At 45.0% G+C, this 19,673-nt stretch carries 19 protein-coding genes; 10 read left to right on the top strand and 9 right to left on the bottom strand.

Annotated elements, in window-relative coordinates:
* Positions 1 to 78: 78 nt before the first annotated feature.
* A complete protein-coding gene (locus PN836_RS17570; protein ID WP_395340794.1) occupies positions 79 to 1,182 on the top strand; it encodes a lipase family protein in 1,104 nt (367 codons plus the stop codon).
* Positions 1,183 to 1,284: 102 nt separating this feature from the next.
* On the opposite strand, the gene PN836_RS17565 is transcribed toward PN836_RS17570, so the two are convergent.
* Both PN836_RS17565 and PN836_RS17560 read right to left on the bottom strand, forming a co-directional pair.
* Positions 1,285 to 2,610 (bottom strand): general secretion pathway protein GspB, encoded by a 1,326-nt coding sequence (locus PN836_RS17565; RefSeq protein ID WP_395340791.1) that lies wholly within the window; start codon positions 2,608 to 2,610, stop codon positions 1,285 to 1,287.
* A complete protein-coding gene (locus PN836_RS17560) occupies positions 2,607 to 3,518 on the bottom strand; it encodes an ExeA family protein (protein ID WP_395340788.1) in 912 nt (303 codons plus the stop codon). The genes PN836_RS17565 and PN836_RS17560 overlap by 4 nt, the downstream gene beginning before the upstream one ends.
* A gap of 203 nt (positions 3,519 to 3,721) precedes the next feature.
* Here PN836_RS17560 and PN836_RS17555 point away from each other — a divergent pair, with 203 nt between their 5' ends.
* From PN836_RS17555 to hemW, 5 genes are all read left to right on the top strand, one after another.
* Positions 3,722 to 4,939 carry a multifunctional CCA addition/repair protein gene (locus tag PN836_RS17555; RefSeq protein ID WP_395340785.1) on the top strand — a complete coding sequence of 406 codons (1,218 nt, stop codon included), beginning with the start codon at positions 3,722 to 3,724 and terminating at the stop codon, positions 4,937 to 4,939.
* Between the two features lie 383 nt (positions 4,940 to 5,322).
* Positions 5,323 to 5,706, top strand: coding sequence for a DUF3135 domain-containing protein (locus PN836_RS17550; RefSeq protein ID WP_395340783.1), 384 nt, complete (start codon positions 5,323 to 5,325; stop codon positions 5,704 to 5,706).
* 278 nt (positions 5,707 to 5,984) lie between these two features.
* Entirely contained in the window at positions 5,985 to 7,220 is a 1,236-nt protein-coding gene (gene srmB, locus PN836_RS17545; RefSeq protein WP_395340781.1) for an ATP-dependent RNA helicase SrmB, read from the top strand.
* Positions 7,217 to 7,825 carry an XTP/dITP diphosphatase gene (locus tag PN836_RS17540; RefSeq protein WP_395340779.1) on the top strand — a complete coding sequence of 203 codons (609 nt, stop codon included), beginning with the start codon at positions 7,217 to 7,219 and terminating at the stop codon, positions 7,823 to 7,825. The genes srmB and PN836_RS17540 overlap by 4 nt, the downstream gene beginning before the upstream one ends.
* A 3-nt stretch (positions 7,826 to 7,828) precedes the next feature.
* Positions 7,829 to 8,974: a radical SAM family heme chaperone HemW gene (hemW, locus tag PN836_RS17535; protein WP_395340776.1), complete on the top strand. Its 1,146-nt coding sequence runs from the start codon at positions 7,829 to 7,831 to the stop codon at positions 8,972 to 8,974.
* Between the two features lie 2 nt (positions 8,975 to 8,976).
* Here the strand turns inward: hemW and PN836_RS17530 are convergent, their stop codons facing one another.
* Together PN836_RS17530 and PN836_RS17525 are read right to left on the bottom strand one after the other, a co-directional pair.
* Positions 8,977 to 10,677: a GMC family oxidoreductase gene (locus tag PN836_RS17530; protein WP_395340774.1), complete on the bottom strand. Its 1,701-nt coding sequence runs from the start codon at positions 10,675 to 10,677 to the stop codon at positions 8,977 to 8,979.
* 10 nt (positions 10,678 to 10,687) lie between these two features.
* Positions 10,688 to 11,329, bottom strand: a complete 642-nt coding sequence (locus PN836_RS17525; RefSeq protein WP_395340772.1) for a gluconate 2-dehydrogenase subunit 3 family protein — start codon at positions 11,327 to 11,329, stop codon at positions 10,688 to 10,690.
* Positions 11,330 to 11,590: 261 nt separating this feature from the next.
* Between PN836_RS17525 and PN836_RS17520 the strand changes: the two genes are divergently transcribed.
* Genes PN836_RS17520 through PN836_RS17505 form a run of 4 tightly spaced genes read left to right on the top strand, consistent with a single transcriptional unit; the run spans position 11,591 to position 15,182 of the window.
* Positions 11,591 to 12,235 carry a paraquat-inducible protein A gene (locus tag PN836_RS17520; protein ID WP_395340769.1) on the top strand — a complete coding sequence of 215 codons (645 nt, stop codon included), beginning with the start codon at positions 11,591 to 11,593 and terminating at the stop codon, positions 12,233 to 12,235.
* Complete coding sequence (locus tag PN836_RS17515) at positions 12,204 to 12,920, top strand: paraquat-inducible protein A (RefSeq protein ID WP_395340767.1); 717 nt, start codon at positions 12,204 to 12,206, stop codon at positions 12,918 to 12,920. The genes PN836_RS17520 and PN836_RS17515 overlap by 32 nt, the downstream gene beginning before the upstream one ends.
* Positions 12,913 to 14,574 (top strand): intermembrane transport protein PqiB, encoded by a 1,662-nt coding sequence (gene pqiB, locus PN836_RS17510; protein WP_395340765.1) that lies wholly within the window; start codon positions 12,913 to 12,915, stop codon positions 14,572 to 14,574. The genes PN836_RS17515 and pqiB overlap by 8 nt, the downstream gene beginning before the upstream one ends.
* Positions 14,571 to 15,182, top strand: a complete 612-nt coding sequence (locus PN836_RS17505) for a PqiC family protein (RefSeq protein ID WP_395340762.1) — start codon at positions 14,571 to 14,573, stop codon at positions 15,180 to 15,182. Before pqiB ends, PN836_RS17505 begins: the two co-directional genes overlap by 4 nt.
* A 21-nt stretch (positions 15,183 to 15,203) precedes the next feature.
* On the opposite strand, the gene PN836_RS17500 is transcribed toward PN836_RS17505, so the two are convergent.
* From PN836_RS17500 to PN836_RS17480, 5 genes are all read right to left on the bottom strand, one after another.
* On the bottom strand, positions 15,204 to 15,680 hold the full coding sequence (locus PN836_RS17500) for a DUF1566 domain-containing protein (RefSeq protein WP_395340760.1): 477 nt from the start codon (positions 15,678 to 15,680) through the stop codon (positions 15,204 to 15,206).
* A 74-nt stretch (positions 15,681 to 15,754) separates the two neighbouring features.
* Positions 15,755 to 17,470, bottom strand: a complete 1,716-nt coding sequence (locus PN836_RS17495) for a DUF1566 domain-containing protein (protein WP_395340759.1) — start codon at positions 17,468 to 17,470, stop codon at positions 15,755 to 15,757.
* 115 nt (positions 17,471 to 17,585) lie between these two features.
* Positions 17,586 to 18,092 carry a hypothetical protein gene (locus PN836_RS17490; RefSeq protein ID WP_395345730.1) on the bottom strand — a complete coding sequence of 169 codons (507 nt, stop codon included), beginning with the start codon at positions 18,090 to 18,092 and terminating at the stop codon, positions 17,586 to 17,588.
* Positions 18,093 to 18,100: 8 nt separating this feature from the next.
* Positions 18,101 to 19,096 carry a response regulator gene (locus PN836_RS17485; RefSeq protein ID WP_395340757.1) on the bottom strand — a complete coding sequence of 332 codons (996 nt, stop codon included), beginning with the start codon at positions 19,094 to 19,096 and terminating at the stop codon, positions 18,101 to 18,103.
* Between the two features lie 180 nt (positions 19,097 to 19,276).
* Complete coding sequence (locus PN836_RS17480; RefSeq protein WP_395340755.1) at positions 19,277 to 19,606, bottom strand: hypothetical protein; 330 nt, start codon at positions 19,604 to 19,606, stop codon at positions 19,277 to 19,279.
* Positions 19,607 to 19,673 lie beyond the last annotated feature (67 nt).

Below are 19,673 nucleotides of genomic sequence, written 5' to 3'. Positions count from 1 at the left end.
TGACACGCTGTCTGTAATTGATCAACGATGGCATGTCACGCTACAGCCTTCCCATGCACTGCGCTGCTTGAGGTAATAATGTCTGAACTGTATTTTGAATCTGAAAAGCTTATGCAAGCACCGGTCGAGCGAGCCGCGTTTTCTGACCGAATGGCGTATGTTTGTGCTGAACTTTCTCGATTGGCCTATTTTCCGTTTGAAGGGAACCAAAGTAAGCAAGAAGTGCTTGAAATTGTTTCTGATGTAATTCGTGATGAAGATGAGAAAAAGATTTTACTCGATAGGCTTTCTCCTTTTTTAAATGCAGTCTCGCATGAGAGAGGGGAAGCAGAGGAAGCATTTAACGCTATTTTACAAGCGAAAGACTTTGAATCAGCAGAGTTTTTTAATGATAAGGGCGCAGAAGCTTTTTTGACAACTCGCATCTATGAACTCAATGGTGGGCATCGAAAAAAAGTTGCATTTCTATCATTTAGAGGTACCCAAGGCAAAAGTTGGAGAGATATAAAAGCAGACGTCAAAGCGAATCCAAAGATACGCAGAGTAGGTAACGCTGATTTGACCTTTCACAGCGGTTTCTTGAACTACTATGAAAATCTAGAGCTTAAGCTGATTAATGAACTAGCAAAATTAGAATACGACCAAATGTTTGTGACGGGCCACTCTTTAGGCGGAGCAATGGCGGCTATTGCAACGCGATTGTTACCCTTTGAAATTCGAGGCGCGTGTTACACTTTTGGTGCCCCGCCTATTGGCAAAAAAGAAATATCCTATGGCTTAAAAACGCCCACATACCAACTCATTAACGACAGTGACATGGTGCCTCACTTGCCAAATCCGTGGCTGGCTATCGGCCTGAAAGGCATTTTGATGTTGCTTAAGTTTTTATCAAGCTTTTTTATTATTCTACGCCCCATTTTCGGTAGTCAACTTGAACGACGCATGGTGACATTTTTAGATAATATCAGCCAATATCAACACCCTAGTTATGTCAGTTATTTGCTAGGAAGCGGACACTCTGCGCGTCTGCATTATAACCTACGGTTTTATAGCTATATCACCTTACTGCTAAAGAGACTGCATAAGTCAGGGTTTTGGGTGTCAGGTAAAAAGAAGATAGCAGATCATTCTATCACTAAATATTCCGACAAACTTCGCACTGTAGGTGAAGGGCGTAACTAAGGTAATCTGAGGTGTCAAAAATGAAGTGGGGAAACGACTGTCCAGTTTAGTTGAGTTGTGAATTCAACTCGAAACAATAGAACATCAGGCTACAAGCCGCCCCTACCAATCGGAAAGCGCATTGATAGAGAAGGTCTCACCAGAAAAACTCAAAATGACTTTTTCAGGCTCAATAGCTTCAATCCTGAGCCCATTCTCTATCTCATCTCCCTCCATCAATCGTCTACCGTTTACCCTAACCCAACGTTCGTTATCGCTTGAAGCATACATATGCGCACTGAAACTCATTGCAGGGATTCGATTTAAAATTGTCGATGGTAGCTGATCAATTCTTTGCATTATTGCAGGCCCGGCGGGCTGAGCTTCGCTTTCGATTTCACTGTCATCAAATTGAGAAATATTATTAGGGAAGTCGCGATTAACATCATCAAACTGTTCTTCTGCCTCTAACTCAGCTGCGGCTTGATTGACCCGCCTAAGTAATTCTGATGAAAGCAGTGATGAGCTTGATGCTTGATTTTCGCCGCTTGGCTGTGGCGCGCTTGATTGTGGAGCCTGTGCTCCACTATTTGCACCTGATTGAATGCCGAGCTCGGGAGCTAATTCTGGAGATACGTAACCCAGAACAATTTGCCCATCTTCAACCTCTACGCCGTCGATGTTGGTATTACTTGCGTCGCTTAAACTATCACTGTCTGACAAACTAGGTGTTTGTGCGCTAATGGTACCTTCAGTTTTCTCTTGTGCTGACGCCACAGCCGCCAAAGAGTCTGCATCGCTTCTTGGAACATCGGCGCCATTTAAAGCCGCGGCATTGGCGTTAACTTGTTTTTCATCTTCATCGACACGTGGGGTTTGCATGATACTGGGTTGAGACACTTGCAATGGCGCTTCGTCCGCTTGGTGCTGCATGACATCAGCATCATCTGCAAGCAGTGAAGATTGGGCAATCTTAGCTGGCAAATAAAATACGCTAAGGCCAATTAAAAAACCAAATGCAATGCAGGCGAATAAAATCGAGTATGGCTGTCCATATAAGCGCCATTTCGAGGGCATTTCTTCCACTGCTGGCATAAACATAGAGCGGTGGAAATGCTGCGATAACTCCCTATCAACCACTTCATTATGTTTGTTTTGCGCCATCAAACGCTGGGTAACGGTTGCAACATTCAATTGCGGCGGCTCATCCTTGACTGCTGCTGTAGTGTCGGGCTCATTTTCAGGCTCCAGCGCTTGTGAAGTGCCTAATGATGCTTCCTGATTCACCTCAAGCAGTAAAACACCCATTTCTTTAAGGCCTTTTACCATCTCGTTTGACTTTATCATGCCTACACGGCGAATTTTAACCGGCCCATTTTGCTGCATCACGCGAGTGACCATCATACCCGGTGCAAGCTGGTCTATGGGTACTACTACTAATTGGCTCATACCAGCAAGTACCCTGCGATAAGTCCCACTGCGAGCGCCGAACTAAACGAGAAAATGTATCTTTTGCGCCAAAGGCTCCATTGACGCTGCTTTACAATATCGTCACCCAGAACTTGATAGCTTGCAGATGTCATCACTTGATAGTCAATAAACGGGCGCTGTAGAGCGTAGCCTAAAGACAGCGCTCTATCGCACAAAAGATTAATCACCCTAGGGATACCGCCTGAAATCGCGAACAAATGCTCAATTGATGCGCGCGTAAACGGGCTTTGGCTTAGGTCTGCAACGCTCAGGCGATGATCAACATATTGCCCTACCTCTTGCTGAGTCAGGGGGAGCAAGTGATATCGAGCGGTGATCCGCTGCGCAAGTTGCCTTAGCTCATTTCTGCGCAGTAACTGCTGAAGCTCAGGTTGTCCAATAAGCACCACTTTTAATAGCTTTTCTCGATTCGTTTCCAAATTGGTGAGTAGCCGTAATTGCTCCAAGACCTCAGGTAAAAGATGTTGCGCTTCATCAATAATTAGCACCGTATTGATGCCTTGCTCATGGTTATCAGCCAACTTTTTCAAGATTTTGTCGGTGAAGGATTTAAGGCTTTTGTCATTGTCCGTATATCCGATACCAAGTTCATCACAGATGGTAGCGAGCAGTTCTAATGCAGATAGGGTCGGATTGAGGATCATGGCAACTTGGGTGTCTGCCGATAAATCTTGCATTAGTTTTCGCGATACGGTCGTTTTTCCCGTGCCCACTTCCCCTGTTAACATCACAAAGCCACCCGACTCTCGCAGACCGAAAGAAAGATGCGCTAATGCCTGCTTGTGTTGCGTGCTCATGAACAAGTACGCTGGATTTGGAGCGATCGAGAATGGATTGTCGCTCAATCCGAAATAATTTAAATACACGGTTTTTTAGATGCTTGAGTGTCTATTGCAGTAACGGTATCAGATAAGCGCTTTGAGTCAATGACTGTCTAGTTTGTTCAACTTTTCCTTCGATAAGATATCAAATGCGCTTAACGCCTACGCGGTTTAAATAGAATTAGTATTTGTTCATAAGCTTTGCCTGAGAGATAATCAGCAATGCACATAATAAAGGTCAAAAGCATTTGAAAACCTATCTAGTTGGCGGAGCTGTCAGAGATCAGTTGCTTGGTCGCGCAATAAAAGAGCGCGACTACGTGGTAGTGGGCGCAACGGTAAAACAAATGTTAGACCTGGGATTTGTGCAGGTTGGCAAAGACTTTCCCGTATTTTTACATCCTAAATCGAAAGAAGAATACGCCCTCGCTCGGACCGAACGTAAAAAAGGTACGGGCTACACGGGGTTTGAGTGCGATACGTCAAGTTCAATTACCCTAGAGCAAGACTTGTTAAGGCGAGACCTCACAGTTAACGCCATGGCGCAGGATGAAATGGGCAATATTATCGATCCTTTCGGTGGCCAAAAAGATCTCAAAAATAGAATTCTTAGACATGTAAGCGATGCTTTTAGTGAAGACCCTCTTCGCGTGTTAAGAGTCGCTCGTTTTGCGGCGCGCTATCACTATCTAGGATTTGGTATTGCCAGTGAAACGCTCGATCTAATGCGATCCTTGTCTACTAGCGGCGAGCTAGAGACATTAAGCGCTGAGCGCGTTTGGCAAGAATCTGCTAAAAGTTTGATGGAAAACGATCCTCAGGTGTATTTCACCACCTTAAAGTCAGTGAACGCGCTTAGCTATTGGTTTAAAGAGTTGGATGTATTGTGGGGAGTACCGAACCCAAGCAAATGGCACCCTGAAATTGACACCGGATTGCACACCATGATGGTTATTAAACAAGCTGCCCTTGCCAAAACTAAGCTTGCTGTGCGTTATGCAGCATTGACCCATGACTACGGCAAAGCCCTCACGGATGTTACCCAGTGGCCCTCTCATCACGGGCACGATGACTTAGGCTTAAGCGCCATCAAAGCATGCAGCAAGCGCTTGAGTGTGCCCAATGATTGCAAAGAGTTGGCCCTGTTGGTCAGCGAGCACCATAGCGTGATCCACCGAGTCCAAGAAAAGTCCGCTGAAGAGATTATAAATGTTTTTGAAAAAGCAGATGCATTTAGGCGCAAAGATAGGTTCAAGCTATTACTAGATGCCTGCAAATGCGACTTTTTAGGACGAAAAGACTTTGCAAGCAAAGCCTATCCTCAACAGGAGTTGTGGCTAAATCTACTGGACAGCCTTGGCAGCATTGATGCTCAAGCATTCGTCAAGCAGGGTCTGCAAGGCTCTGAAATAAGAGACGCTATCCGAAAGGCTCGCCTCGAATCAATATCAAACGCACTTCAATAATTTGGTATTGCTTCACACCTAAAATCCTACACCTTAAGGAAAACTGCCTTTGGAATATCTTCTGAGTATCTTACAAGCCAAGCTCGAACCCGGTTGTTGTTTTAATTAACCTCAACTCGGGATAAGCGATAGTGCAAATGCTTATTTTAACTATGTATTTATTAAACTAGCACTACTTGGCGCTGTCGCTTATCCCGAGTTGAGGTTAATTAACACAGAACAAAAAGCGATGGCCGGTGTCAACTTTATTTACACTTTCACAGGTGCACACTGCGAGGAAGTAGTAAGCTTTTGATAAACATAAAGATATATTTAGGCATATTTCCTGCAAACTTGTACATTGCAATGAGTTGAGTGCAAATTGAGATGTAATGGAGAGGTATATGTCTACGGAGTTAGATTTTGATTTCGATCGTATGAAAGAGCTACACAACTCTTCCCCTGAAGAGTTTGAAGAAATGCGCAAACAACTAATCGAGCAAGCGTTACAGAAGGCCTCGAAAAAATCTCAAAAACGCCTTCGAGGCCTACAATTCCAAATTGATGCGAAGCGAGAAGCAAATAAGCACAAGCCATTTGTTTCGTGTTTGGAGGTGACCAAAATGATGCACGACTCTTTTAATAAAATGCGTGTTCACCTTAATCACCTGGCCGGCAAAAACGCAAATATTATCACGCAGGTTCCAGATAATTCTGAGGATAAACGCGCCATTGGCGAAGTCTCATCTAATGCGTCGAGTGCTAAAATCCTTAAGTTTAAACGTTAAAACGCTTCGCTAGAACAAGAACAAGCATTTGGCCATTGCTAAGCGCTTTAATGAAGTTCGCAAGGTGCCGAGTCTCTATGTTTCAAGGGCACAGCCTCTTGGATGATTTAAGGCGCAGTTTCTCTTTGGACAGCCAACCCTCGATGGCATAGTGATGATCTGGTAAATCTTGTCATCCATACAAGCAAAATTTCGTGTAAACTCCCCGCCAAAATACTGAAAACATTTATGCCATTGCTGATGACTGAATCAATGGCAACCGCAAGAGGAATAAGCACATGTTTGAATCACTAGAGTTAGATGACGCGCTTTGTCGTGCACTCGCTGACATGGGCTACACTCAGCCTACTAGCATTCAAAGTCTTGTTATTCCAGATGCCATGGAAGGACATGATATATTAGCCAGTGCCCCCACCGGCACGGGCAAAACAGCCGCATTTTTGTTGCCTGTATGTCAGTTTCTGCTAGATCACCCCAAACATCAGCAAGGAAGTGCCCGAGCGTTAGTTTTAGTGCCCACACGGGAACTTGCTAATCAAGTATGTGAGCAAGCCAAAGCTATCACTAAACACTGCGATTTATCCTGCGGCGTGATCACTGGCGGTATTAATTACGGCACCGACAAAGCAACCTTAGAGCAACAAGTGGATATTTTGGTTGCCACACCAGGGCGATTGTTTGAACACATCGAGAAAGAAACGTTTGACTGCAGAGACATTGAATCTCTTGTTTTGGACGAAGCGGACCGTATGCTTGATATGGGTTTTTCAGCTATTGTTAATCAAATTGCAGGCGAAGCAAGATGGCGAAAGCAAAGCATGCTCTTCTCTGCCACACTGGAAGGACGTGGCGTAAGAAACTTTGCCAATGACTTGCTTGATGATCCAAAAATCTTCAACGCAACACCCTCTCGTAAAGAAAAGGCGAAGACGCAGCAGTGGTATCACTTATGTGATGACCTAGCGCACAAAGATGCGCTACTGGAATATCACCTCAATAATACTATTGACTCGTGCATCGTATTTATCAAAACACGTGAGCGATTGCATGCACTGAAAGACAAACTCTTCAATGCATACAACATGGTATATTTGCAAGGTGAAATGCCCCAAGACAAGCGCAACGCCGCGTTAGCGTCGTTTAAATCTGGTGAGGCAAATATTCTTTTAGCAACCGATGTTGCTGCACGTGGTATTGATGTTCCTGACGTAAGTCATGTTATCAATTACGACATGCCGCGCGGCGCTGACGTATACGTGCACCGAATTGGTAGAACCGGCAGAGCGGGAGCAAAAGGCACCGCCATTTCATTAATTGAAGCGCATGATTATAAATGGGTGGGTAAGATTGAACGCTACACAGGTGAAGCATTCAAAGCGCGTGTTATCGATGATTTACGCCCCAAGCACAAAGCGCCAAAGCTAGTTAAGAAGAATAAATCAAAAAACAAATCTAAAACCAAACTTAAGCGTAAAACACCAGTAACTAAAGTCAAAAAGCGTCACAAAAGATGAGTTTACCCCTGAGCATGCAGCAGATTGTTTTAGCTACGGGCAACAAGGGCAAAGTAGCTGAATTCTCCTCCCTGTTCGAGCAATACAAAATTGAAGTTGTGCCACAATCCGAATTTTTAGTGTCCGACGTGGCAGAAACGGGCTCAACATTTATTGAAAACGCCATTCTAAAAGCCAAACACGCATCTCGTGAAACTAACTTACCGGCTATTGCAGACGACAGTGGCTTAGTAGTAGATGCACTCGATGGTGCTCCCGGTATTTACAGCGCCCGTTATGCTGGGAAACACGGCGATGATGTGGGTAATTATCAAAAACTGCTCAACGAATTGAATGGCAAAAAACATCGACACGCTAAATTTTTGTGTGTACTTGCGTTTATGCGCCACGGCAACGATCCAACGCCCATCATTTGTCAGGGTGAATGGCATGGCGTGATTGCTCAGGAGCCATTGGGAGAAGGTGGTTTTGGATACGATCCGGTGTTCTATTTACCCGAACACAAATGCACCGTGGCGCAGCTAGATAAACAAATTAAAAATACCCAAAGCCATCGAGGAAAAGCGCTTACTCAGCTTATGCAGCACGTTTCAAGCGCGCTGTAACCGATGCCTCCTCTCTCTCTTTATATCCATATCCCTTGGTGCGTGCAAAAGTGTCCCTACTGTGATTTTAACTCCCACCAAATCAAAAGCGGAGTCCCAGAGAATGAGTACATCGCGCACCTGCTTGACGATTTAACGCATGATCTACAGTGGATTAAATACGACAGTGCGCTGCGAAGCATTGGCAGTATTTTTATTGGCGGTGGCACCCCAAGCGTATTCAGCCCCTCGGGAATTGAAAAAATACTAAATGGCATCAAGCAGCGTGTACCCGTATTAGAAAATGCAGAAATTACAATGGAAGCAAATCCCGGAACGGTAGAAGCGGAGAAATTTGAAGGTTTTAAACAAGCTGGCATAAACCGAATATCGGTAGGCGTACAATCATTTAACACCGAGCATCTTCGTATCTTGGGGCGAATTCATGATACCCGTCAAGCCCGCGATGCCTTGAGCTATGCGAAGCGCTTGGGTCTTAATTCTTACAATGCAGACATTATGCACGGGCTGCCCAAACAAACGCTTGAACAAGCCATGCAAGACCTTAGCACTGCAATGAAAAGTGATGCGCCTCATATATCGTGGTATCAGCTTACTATTGAACCCAACACCTCTTTCGCATCCAAACCTCCAGTACTGCCCGACGACGACATTTTGTGGGATATTCAACAACAAGGACAAGCATTGCTTAGTGCCAATGGCTATGAACAGTACGAAATATCAGGGTACGGGCTGCCCGAGCATCGATGCCAACACAATCTCAATTACTGGCGATACGGAGATTACATCGGCATTGGTTGTGGTGCCCACGGTAAAATAACTGACCTAAATTCTGGTCATATTTTAAGAACAGAAAAGGTAAAACATCCTAAAGGCTATATGGACTTATCTAGGTCATATCTCTACAAAAAACATGTTGTCCCAAAAGGCGATCTCGCCTTTGAGTTTTTTATGAATCGATTTCGCTTAGTTGAGCCCTGCCCAATCGATGACTTTGAAAAACTCACATTTTCCAAGCTTAGTGACAAAGACCAGCAAACCCTAAACACCGCTTGCGACAAAGGTTTAGTGACACAAACCCGCACTCATTGGCAAGTTACCGATTTAGGCCGCAGGTATCTCAACACGCTGCTTGGTGAGTTTGTTTGAGTCTAGATTTGCTTCGCTTTGAGTAACTCAACCGCCTTATTTGCAGCTCTTGCCGTTATTGCCATAAACGTAAGCGTGGGGTTAACGCTACTGCTAGAAGTCATGCAGGCACCATCTGTGACAAATACGTTTGGCGCATCGTGCACTTGATTCCATTTGTTAAGCACTGAGTTAGACGAATCATGCCCCATGCGAGCGGTTCCCATTTCATGAATGGCTAAGCCAGGTCGCATCTCACCTAAATTGCTTTTGATCTCGGATAAACCTGCGGCTTTGAGCATCGCCTCACCTTGTCTTATCATATCTGCAGCAGCATTAAATTCATTTTCTCTGAAAGATGCGTGAAATTGCACTTGAGGAATACCGTATGGATCTTTGCGACCCTCATCCAAAGTCATATAATTATCGCGATAAGGCAAGCATTCCGCGAAACCATACAAAGCTAAACGCCATGGTCCAGGAGTTTGCACATCCAGTTTGAACTGCTCGCCGATTGCGCTAGACGCAGCAGCCCGTTGCCACCAGCTTTCGCTACTGGCGCCTCCTTGAAAGTTGTATCCACGTAAAAAGTTGACATCTTTGTCTTGCTGACCGTTCAAGTTGCGAAAACGCGGAATGTATAGACCATTTGGCCTGCGGCCACGCTCAATTTTTCCAACCAGGCCGGGCACGAGGCCTGTAATTCGTGTGCCCCAAGTATGATCCATTAGATAACGGCCAAGCGCACCTGAATGCCCGCCAAGGCCTTTAGGCATATGCTCTGATTTAGAGTTCATTAATATCTGGGTGGAGGCAATAGTCGAAGCACATAAAAACACAATTTTAGATTTAAGCACAAAAGACGCTTTGCTTTTTGCATCAATAATGCGCACTCCACAGACGCGCTTTGTTTCGTGATCGTAAATGAGTTCGCTTACAACAGAATGCGGTCTAATAGTTAAATTTCCGGTTCTATCTGCTGCCGGTAGTGAGACACTAACTGATGAATAATACGCAGCAAAAGAACAACCTGTACTGCATTGATTGCGAAACTGACATTTATTTCGGCCTTGCTCAGGCTTAGCTTCAGTTGTATTCGCGACCCTTCCGATAATGATTTTTCTGTCGGGGAACTGTTTTTCCACTTTGTCTTTTACAAAGAGCTCCGCCGCATTTAAGGACATCGCTGGCGTGTAAACACTATCAGGCAGCTGAGGTAAGTTCTCCTTTGAGCCTGAGACACCAATATAGCGCTCTACTCTCTCGTACCATGGCGCAATATCTTTGTATCTAATAGGCCAATCAATGCCGTGACCGTCAGTTTTATTTGCTTCAAAGTCTAAATCGCTCCATCGATAAACTTGACGGCCCCAAGTAAGCGACTTACCTCCCACGGTACCTGGACGCACCCATACAAAAGAACTGTGCTTGTCGGTCACATAAGGCGCATCTTTGAACTTAGCGAAAAAGTGCTCGCTTCGACTGCCGACGTGGTTCGCATAAGGCCCGTATTCTTGTTGTCGACGGGCATCACTTGCGCCATTGTCATGGGCTCGTTCCCACGGTTTTTGAAATTCAGTGACATAGCCCTTGCTGTGCTCCATTGGCCCGCCACGCTCCAATACCATCACCTTAAGCCCAGCTTCGCATAACTCCTTTGCTGCCCAACCACCGCTGGCGCCAGAACCAACAACAATTGCGTCATAATCATAGTCGTTTGTCATGCTTTAACCTTTAACTAATAAAGTGCTTATTCACTTTCGCAAAATCAAAATTTCCATCGTGACTGCCCGGCACTGGATCATAAATAAGTGCCTGCGTCGCGCCTAGTTCTGATGTGTAGTAGGCAAGTACTGTAAGCCCTTTTAGCTGTGCAAAAAAAGCCCCGCCCGCGCGCGGTCTATCGCCCCACAACGCCCAATCATTGGGGTTAGCTGACACCCGCTCGGTATCCAGTCCAAGTTTCCCGTCGCTCAGCGAACCAAGCGCGTTTTGCTGCGCATCTTCTAACGCGACAAGCTGGTGCTGTTTATCGCAATCTAGAAAGCCTTTTGAAAATGACGAAATACAGTGATGATTCAGTATTCGAAAGCCCTTTAAAAAATAGGCTTGCTCCTGCGAGCCATACCAGTTACTGACCAACTCATCGATAAAGATATCTACCTTTGCTTCTAAAGCGCCGGGCGTGTCGGTTTTGGGGATCAGTAAATCGACAATCGTACTTAACATGTCCCGTTCTTGCGCGCTAAAAGCTGACTCGAAACCGGCGCTTTGTTCAGAGCCGCTCTTTGTAGCCAGCAAAGCCGCCATTACAGGAGTCATAGCGCTAAGCCCTAGCAAAGATGCGCTGGCCAAAAGCATTTCACGTCTTTTCATCGTCTTGCCATATGTGAATGTAATGTTAATTCATAATGAGAGCATACCCTTTAAAGGTGCAAAATAGCCCATTAATCTGCATTATGAGAATCCACAAAATTGTTATTATTTTTAGTAGTAGCGAAAATAGACGTATATGTATCAAATCTCCATCCAAAATCGCACTGACGATTTGCAGGTAGATGCTGAGCTTTCTATCTCCTTAAGATCGGTTATACTTTTCACATGTACACTATACGCTAAATGAGGCCGTAAATAGTCATGGATGAAAAAGCCACGCGCATAGCCTGTCATGACTGCGATACCTTGATTGCGCTCCCTAGCCAACTCAACATCAATGAAAAACTCTGTTGTCCTCAATGCGGAACAACGCAATTTGTTGGCAGGCGCTACCCTATCGATATGACGGTTGCGTATGCACTCTGCGCGCTCATTTGTCTTGGACTAGCCGTATCATTTCCCTTCCTTTCGATGGAGCGAAGCGGAGCAAGCAATACCATTATCTTGTTGCAAACACCTATGGTGCTTGTAGAAGATGGTTATTACTTAATTGCAACACTCGTTTTTGCTGGCGTAATTGTATTGCCAGGCATCTTTTTGACAGGCTTGCTGATGATGTTATTCCCAATGATGTTCAGCGCTGACAAAACCGGTACAGTCTTTTTTGCAAAACTATTAGGAGCCTTACAACCATGGATTATGGCCGACGTTTTTGTGATCGCCATGCTCGTCGCTCTGTTTAAATTGATTGAAATGGCTGAGCTGGTGCTGGGCATTTCTTTTTGGTCCTACATTGCTTTTACCATATTGCTTTCGATAATTAGTAACATTGTCAGCAAACGTCAACTTTGGTTTTGGGTGAGAATGAATAAACATGACACGCAGAAGGTGTTCTCTGGTGCATGACTCGGCGACACATTTACAGGGCAACAGGCCTTCACAATCGCACAAACGCGCTTCAGATTTAGGGCTTGCTAGCTGCACGCGATGCTTATCTTTAACCGACGTTCGCAAACATTCGCATTGCACTTTGTGTAATAAGCGTTTGTATTTGCGAAGACCCAACAGCGTTCAAAAAACACTAGCCTTATTGCTAACGGCAATGCTTTTTTACATTCCTGCCAATATATATCCGATCATGAAAACCGACGTATTGGGGAGCGAGGAGGGATCGACAATTATTGGTGGCGTGCTGCTTTTTCTTGATCACGGCTCATACTTTGTTGCTTTTGTTATTTTTACCGCCAGCGTGATTATCCCAGTGGCAAAAATGTTGATCATTGCTTGGCTATGCTACTGTGTAAAAGTCAGAGAGACAATGAAATATAAAGAGCTTACAGACTTATATTTACTCACTGAGTTTATTGGCAAATGGTCAATGGTAGATGTGTTTGTAGTCGCAATTCTGGTGGCGCTGGTGCAAATAAGCGGCATTATCGCTATCCATCCAGGTGTCGCAGTTCAGGCGTTCGCAATTGTGGTATTACTGACGATGCTGTCTGCTCAACAGTTCGACGTGCGACTAATTTGGGATAAAATGGCAACAGGTACAAGCGCCACAAAGAGCGCTAAACAGGTTATGAATGACTGATCCAGACACTGAAAAGAACAACGAAAAACGTAATACCGAGCAAGCAGATGAAACTGCTTCAGCGCCTATCATTAAGAGAAAATCGACTATCTCAGCAATTTGGGCTTTGCCCATTATCGCTATTCTGATTGCACTCAGTTTAGTCTATGAGGCTTGGCAAAATAGCGGCGTAAACATTGCCATATCATTTGAAAACGCCAAAGGCTTAGAGGTCAAAAAGACACGCGTTAAATATAAAGATGTTAATATTGGCTTAGTTGAAAGCATCCAATTTAGTGAAGACGATGAGCGAGTCATTGCCAACGTTAGCATTGACCGAGAAATGGAGCGCTTTTTGCGCAGCGACAGCCAGTTTTGGGTGGTGCGTCCTCGAATAGGTTCTAGTGGTATAAGTGGCGTAAGCACGCTGCTTTCAGGCGCTTACATCGCGATGGAGCCGGGTAAAAACAATCAAACCAGCACACAATTTGAAGGGCTTGAAACGCCCCCCATATCTAACCCCAACGATGATGGCTTAAAGCTCACTTTGACATCCAATGGCGGTAAAGCGCTACGAGTTGGTAACCCAGTTATTTACAGGGGATTCGATGTAGGTGCGGTTGAAGCTGTCGACTTTGATGTAGAAACAGGTGAAATCAGCTATGAGGTCTTCATCACCGCCCCATATCATAAGCTGGTAACGACTAACTCCTTCTTTTGGAATGCTGGCGGCTTTGAGGTCAGCACCGGCCTGGAAGGGTTAAGTGTAGATTTCTCATCAATTGAATCGTTCATTGCAGGTGGCGTGCAGTTTGACGTTCCAGAAGACCTAAGTATGGGACAGCGCGTGACTGAATCACGAAGTTTCAAACTCTATCCAAACAAAACCAGCGTTACCGAAGATCGGGAATATGAATATTTAGAATTTGCACTGCTCATTTCCGGCTCCGTTGCCGGTGTGACTGCCGGCACGCCTGTTGAGTATAGAGGCATTCGGATAGGGCGCGTGGCAACACCATATTTAGGCTTTCATCAAACCCAACAAATCAATCCGGGGGAAGAGCGCATCCCGGTGATTATTCATATTGAGCCAAAACGGCTTACTCAAGATGCCAGCTATGGTATGGAATGGTTCCAAAACCAATTTGAACTCTGGATTGAAGATGGTCTTGCCGCAACGATAGAAAGCGCGAATTATCTTACGGGCGCCATGAAAGTCAGTCTTGATATGAGCTTAGAGGGTGGCAGTGAAGTCACAACGTTCGGCCGATATACCCTTATTCCGGTTGGTGCATCTGGCTTTGACGGCATACTAGAGCAAACCGACAAACTCCTCAGCAAATTAAATGAATTAGACTTAGATGCAATCATAGCTGCACTGAACGACACTATGACTGTTGCCCAACAGTCCATGAAGCAAGCAGATGAAACCGTCAAAGCCACCAAAGAGATGGTCGACAATATCAGTCGCACCATGACCGAAGCTCAAAAAGCCTTGCGTGGTATGCAACCAGGCTCACCCGCATATGAAGCGCTTGAATCAAATTTAATAAAGCTGCAAGAAACACTCGACAGCTTGCAACCTTTTATCGAAAAAGTCAGTGCAAAACCCAATACCATTATATTTAGCGAGGACGCGGTTGCCGACCCTGAGCCAGAAGGTAAAAAGCCATGATAGTTAGAGTGTTAAGTATTTTCTTATTGTTTAGTCTTGCTGCCTGCTCGTCTGTTCAACCGCTACCAAAAACTCAGCACTATTTATTGGACACTGCACTTTCAGCTGATGCAGATACGATCAAGGTGGCAAAAGCAAAGGTGACGGTTGTAGATGTGCCCGATTATTTAAAGCAATCGAGTCTAGTCATGGTCAACAGCAATAACGCCATGCAAATAGCACAATATCATCGCTGGGCGAATAGAGTGTCTGACAGCATCAGCAGTGCGCTAAGTGCAGATATAAATGCTACGCTGAGCGATAGCGCTGCTTATTCTTCATGCACGGAATGCATAGTGGTTAACGTACATATTGAGCATTTTTATCCGACTCAGGAAGGCGACGTCCATTTTACCGGTTATTTTCAGATTGCAGAGTTTATAGGCAGTCCAAATCAAGTTGTTAGCAATGACATCACTTGGGAACTGACGGATACCACCAAACATCGCTTTAATTTGCAGGCGGAAATGGACAAAGACGGGTACGGCGAAGCGGTATCGAAAATGCGCAAGCTCGTATCTCAACTTGCCAAAAGAGTCATCGAAACACTCCCAGCAGAACCTGCGTAAGCCTGATTATATGATTCGCGCTCACTCAGTCGGTAAGCGCGTTCGAACCATGCGGATCGCCAAGCTGCGATCTTTGTTCTTAACTGAGCTTGTGCCGTTAGCGAATGAGATAAACCACGCATTCTCAGCATTTTGCATAGATGGTGTAGACGTCCAAAAATCATCAATCGGGGAGTTGTGAAAAATCTCAGTATTTACGGACGGTCTAACGCAGGAGCGCTCCACGATAACGCTTAGCTCCTTGATGTTTGGTAAACGCCAGTTCTTTGATTGATTAAGCTCGAAACCAAGGCTGGTATTTAATGCTTCTTGCCAAGTCATTAAACTCGCCACTCCAACGCACTGATCATTTTCCCACTTTTGACCTATTGCGCAGCGGGTAAATACTAAGCCTGTTGGGATATGAGCAACTTCGTTAGAGTCAACTTCTTCATAATCGTCGGCAGCACTTGTTTCAGTAATGTTTGACAAGCATATTGACTCTGTTGACGCATCCACGCTGAGGCTGCTTAAAGCCAAAACCGCCCAGCAGCTAACTAAAACCCATCTCTTTGATATTAAAAATGCGTATTTCATTGTGTATTTCTTCCCGCTCTAACCAGACGAATATGTGCTTCGTTTGCCTTATTTAAGAAGCTGTCGAGGCCGCTGCCAAAGTCGATTGCCCAGGCAGTGCGAGCAAGCTCTTCACTAACGCCGTCAGCACTTGACTGTGATGTCCAATACCAAAGTGATATTGAAGCTGAATCGTTAGGCAATGCATTGGCAAAGAAGTCATCATCAATGAATGGCGCATTCGATTTTCCATAGTGCACAATTGACCGTAGCTCATACACGTTAGGTAAACGCCAGTCGAAGAATCCACATAAACCGACCGAATTGACATAATCTACATAAGCTTGCGTATTGCATTGCCCGCTAGTCAGCGCACAACGTTCACTACCTAGGTTTAATTCACCTTCAAAGCCACCATTTTCTTCTTCTGAGTACCAAGTGAAAAGATGTGAATTAGCGCCAGGCTCGCTGACCGAAATACTTTTCACCTCCCAAACTAAACCGCTCGTATTGTCGCGAACACATGAAAAGGAATCTTCCAAATGTCCAATGGGATCACCATTGGCGTTAAGCTTAGTGAAATCAAAGCCTGCTTGCCCATGCCCAATTTTATCTATTAAGCCCGTGACTTGCTGCCTGTCTGCACCGTACTGCGCATCTTGACCGGCATAGTCTGGCGCATAGTTTTCGCTAATAAGGTTAGAGCTTGTGCTTAACGTGACGCCGCTGTCGTTGACTACTCCTTTTTGTGGGGGGTAGACCGTAAAGGTTTGAGTATCCGCTGCACTATTTGAGAAGCTGTCTATCGCAGTCAAGGTAAAGTTGATAGGTGTAGGCTCAGACACAATTGGCGCCAGCGCATAGGTGCCCAGAGTACGTTCATTGTTTATGACAATCGCTTCGCTGAAGTCATGTTGCCACTCAAGGGCAAACGGTGCGGCATTCGGCGATAAACTGCTAACGCTTCCAGATAGTGACAACTGCTCACCCGAAAACACTGCAATTGCCTTTCCTGCATTCACTAACGGCAAGGTGCCTCTTTCACCAAGCAATGAGAGGCTTATTTGACTACTAGCGCTCGCGCCCTCTTGGTCAGTCACCGTCAACAAAAATTCAGCTTGCATTGGTTCAATGGTCACAGGCGTAATAAAACTTAAGCTTGAGCTTGTGGTGTTTGCGCCTTGCAAAACGTCACTACCGGCAAGCTGTTGCCAATTGTAAGCGGCAATTTCCGGCAAATCGCGTGGTGCATCTTCATCAAAACTCCTGGATGCATCCAGCGTCACTTCGGTGTTCACCGGATAGCTTAAAGCAGCATATTCAGCTAGGTTATTGGCGGTAATTTGTGCAACAGGCAGAAGATTTATAGGCTCAACCGTTAGAGTGATAGATTTTTGTCCGCCCGAACCATTGCTATCGCGAGCCTCAAGCGTTAGCGTGTAACTGGTGCTTTGTATCAAGGTGGGGGCGACAAAGCTCGCATCTGCATTGCTATTATCAGTTTGACTTAACGCGATTGCTTCTGGCGCGGTCCATGTATAGGTGTAGGGGGGCGTCCCGCCGCTTGCCGCTCCTGAGAGTTGCCCACTCTCTCCCTCGGACACACTCAAATTCACACCAGCGTTTACCAGTACCTCTTGGGTTTGAGACGCAGGCAAGTCATTTGTTCCGCCACCGGACCCACACCCAGTAAGTAAAACCACTACTATCAGGCTAAAAAAATAAAAGTGCATGCGCGCTTGCATAAACCCTTCGTTAGAATAAGGAAATCTTAACGAGGGGTTAGCAATTCACAGACCAACTTTTAATCAGCCACACGGCAACGATGAAAAAGCAATTGCCATGCGACTAGCGCTTCGTTTCGTTTTGCTCCGCTTCTTTAACCTGTAGCGATAATAGCTGCTTTTTGGCAGAGGCAGCGTCGGTCATGTCATAAATCATCATACACACATGTTCTACTTTTCCTGTGGCAGATACCAATGGGGAAAATACAAGATTTTGATACATGTATGGTGCATTGCTGGTAATGGGGCGGTAGTTTCTAAACTTAAATAAGTAGGGGCGTTGCTCCCACGTTACGAAGGCGCGAGTGCGTAAATCGAACACGCTTTTTACCTTTTGAGAGAGCCATGTTGAGGATATATCCGGAAACAAAGTAAACAAGGCTTTATCACGTACATCGGAAGGCAGTAAGCCACTGTGTGCTTCCATAAATCCATTCCATACCTTTACTTCAAACTGGCGGTTGAACACAACAATGCCTACATCCACAGTCTGGATCATATCCATCATCCAATGCATTTCGAGTATTTCGTTTAGTGCGTCTTTGTTGATAGGCGCATTCGCTGCTTGCATATTTGACACTACTCGTCCTCCAATAGGTGCGCGAGTTTTGCGTTCATCATTTCCATGGAGTCTTCGGTAAATAAGAGCATTAAATCGCACTGCACATTGAAATTTTCAAGCCCGTAGCTCAGTTCAATGGCAAGCGTGCGCTTCCAAGTGCCTTTGTTAGCTTGAATCAATTCTTGCACGCTTTGGTGCTGACCTAGCACTACAGGATGTCCTTGTCTAAATTGCATATCGAGCTGATTTGCTAATCCTCGAAGACAGGTTCCTATGAGAATACTGCCCACGTCCATAAGCAATTCTAATTGCATCTGGTCATCAAGCTCTCCCTTGACCTGCATGATTTTCGCCATATCGCTGAAACTTGAGTCGCTTAGTACACAAAGCGCCTCACCGCTGATGCCGTCGCCAAGAAAGCCCTGACATACGCCTGAGGTAGTCTCATTCGAATCAACATCGGATAGCATCATGTGAAGCTCCGACACTTCGATTAAATTGACATTTGGGATGGGAAGACGAACAAATACGTTCATGATGCGCGCTAAATGATCACCCGCTTGGCCCATCGCGACATTTGCAACTTCTTGATAGCAATCTCTAATATCTTCAGCGAGTTCGTAAGGCTCATCTGCACTGCCTTGCTGGGGGCTTAGCACATCGTGCTTTTCAAGTACGCGACGCAGTTCATCAGGATTCACCGGTTTTTGAATAAAATCTATCGCGCCCAAGTTGATGACGCGCTGGCGTGCTTCGGGTTGGATGTCACCTGATATGACGATGGTTTTTGTGCCCAGCTCTTGTTCTTTTATATGAGAGAGCGTTTCGTAACCATCCATTACTGGCATATTTAAATCCAGCAGCAACAAATCGCCTTTATTTTCACAAATCGCGTCAAGCGCTTGTTCACCGTGCTTTGCAAAATGAATACTACTATCTAGATCTTGCGGTAAACATTTAGCGACTTGTTTGCGAGCGACCATAGAATCGTCACAAATTAATACTGATAGCATAGAAAGAGTCCGACCTAAAAAAAGCAAATTAAATTACCCGGCAATGGGCATTAGTAAAAATTAACGCTATTAAAGATATCGGTTAATTTCTCGATAGCTTTATTTATTAAGTTTGAGGCAGAGTTTCTGGGCGTATAAGTATAGAGCTTACCTAAGCGTAAGCTCTATTTTGGGAAGAGTCTAGAAGGTACTCTCTTGATGAACAGTGATAAACAAATCGGTTCCTTTCTTCGAATAATCAATTTTGTACTCTTTATTATTCAAAGTTTGAACGAACAGCAGATTACGGTAATCCCCAAAGTTTTCGGGAGACGCCACGTCGACTTTAGCCACGTCCATTCGTTTTGCTTCAAGTTTGTTCTCGGGTATTTTTCCAGTGTAAGATTCTATACCATTATGAATCACCATTAGCACTGGATCTTGTCGGCTGTTCACAATGAGTAGGTCAACTTTACGTTGCTTATGGATAATTGTATTGCGCCCACTAAGCAAATACGGTTGGTCGTTCATTCGCACTCTCCAATCATATGCGCGATGCTATGCACAAAACATAGCAAAATTTGATATATATTGCACA

This window comes from Ningiella algicola (assembly GCF_028401415.2).
Lineage (GTDB): Bacteria > Pseudomonadota > Gammaproteobacteria > Enterobacterales > Alteromonadaceae > Glaciecola.
Note: the sequence above shows the minus strand (reverse complement) of the source record. Positions and strands in the feature narration are given on the sequence as shown.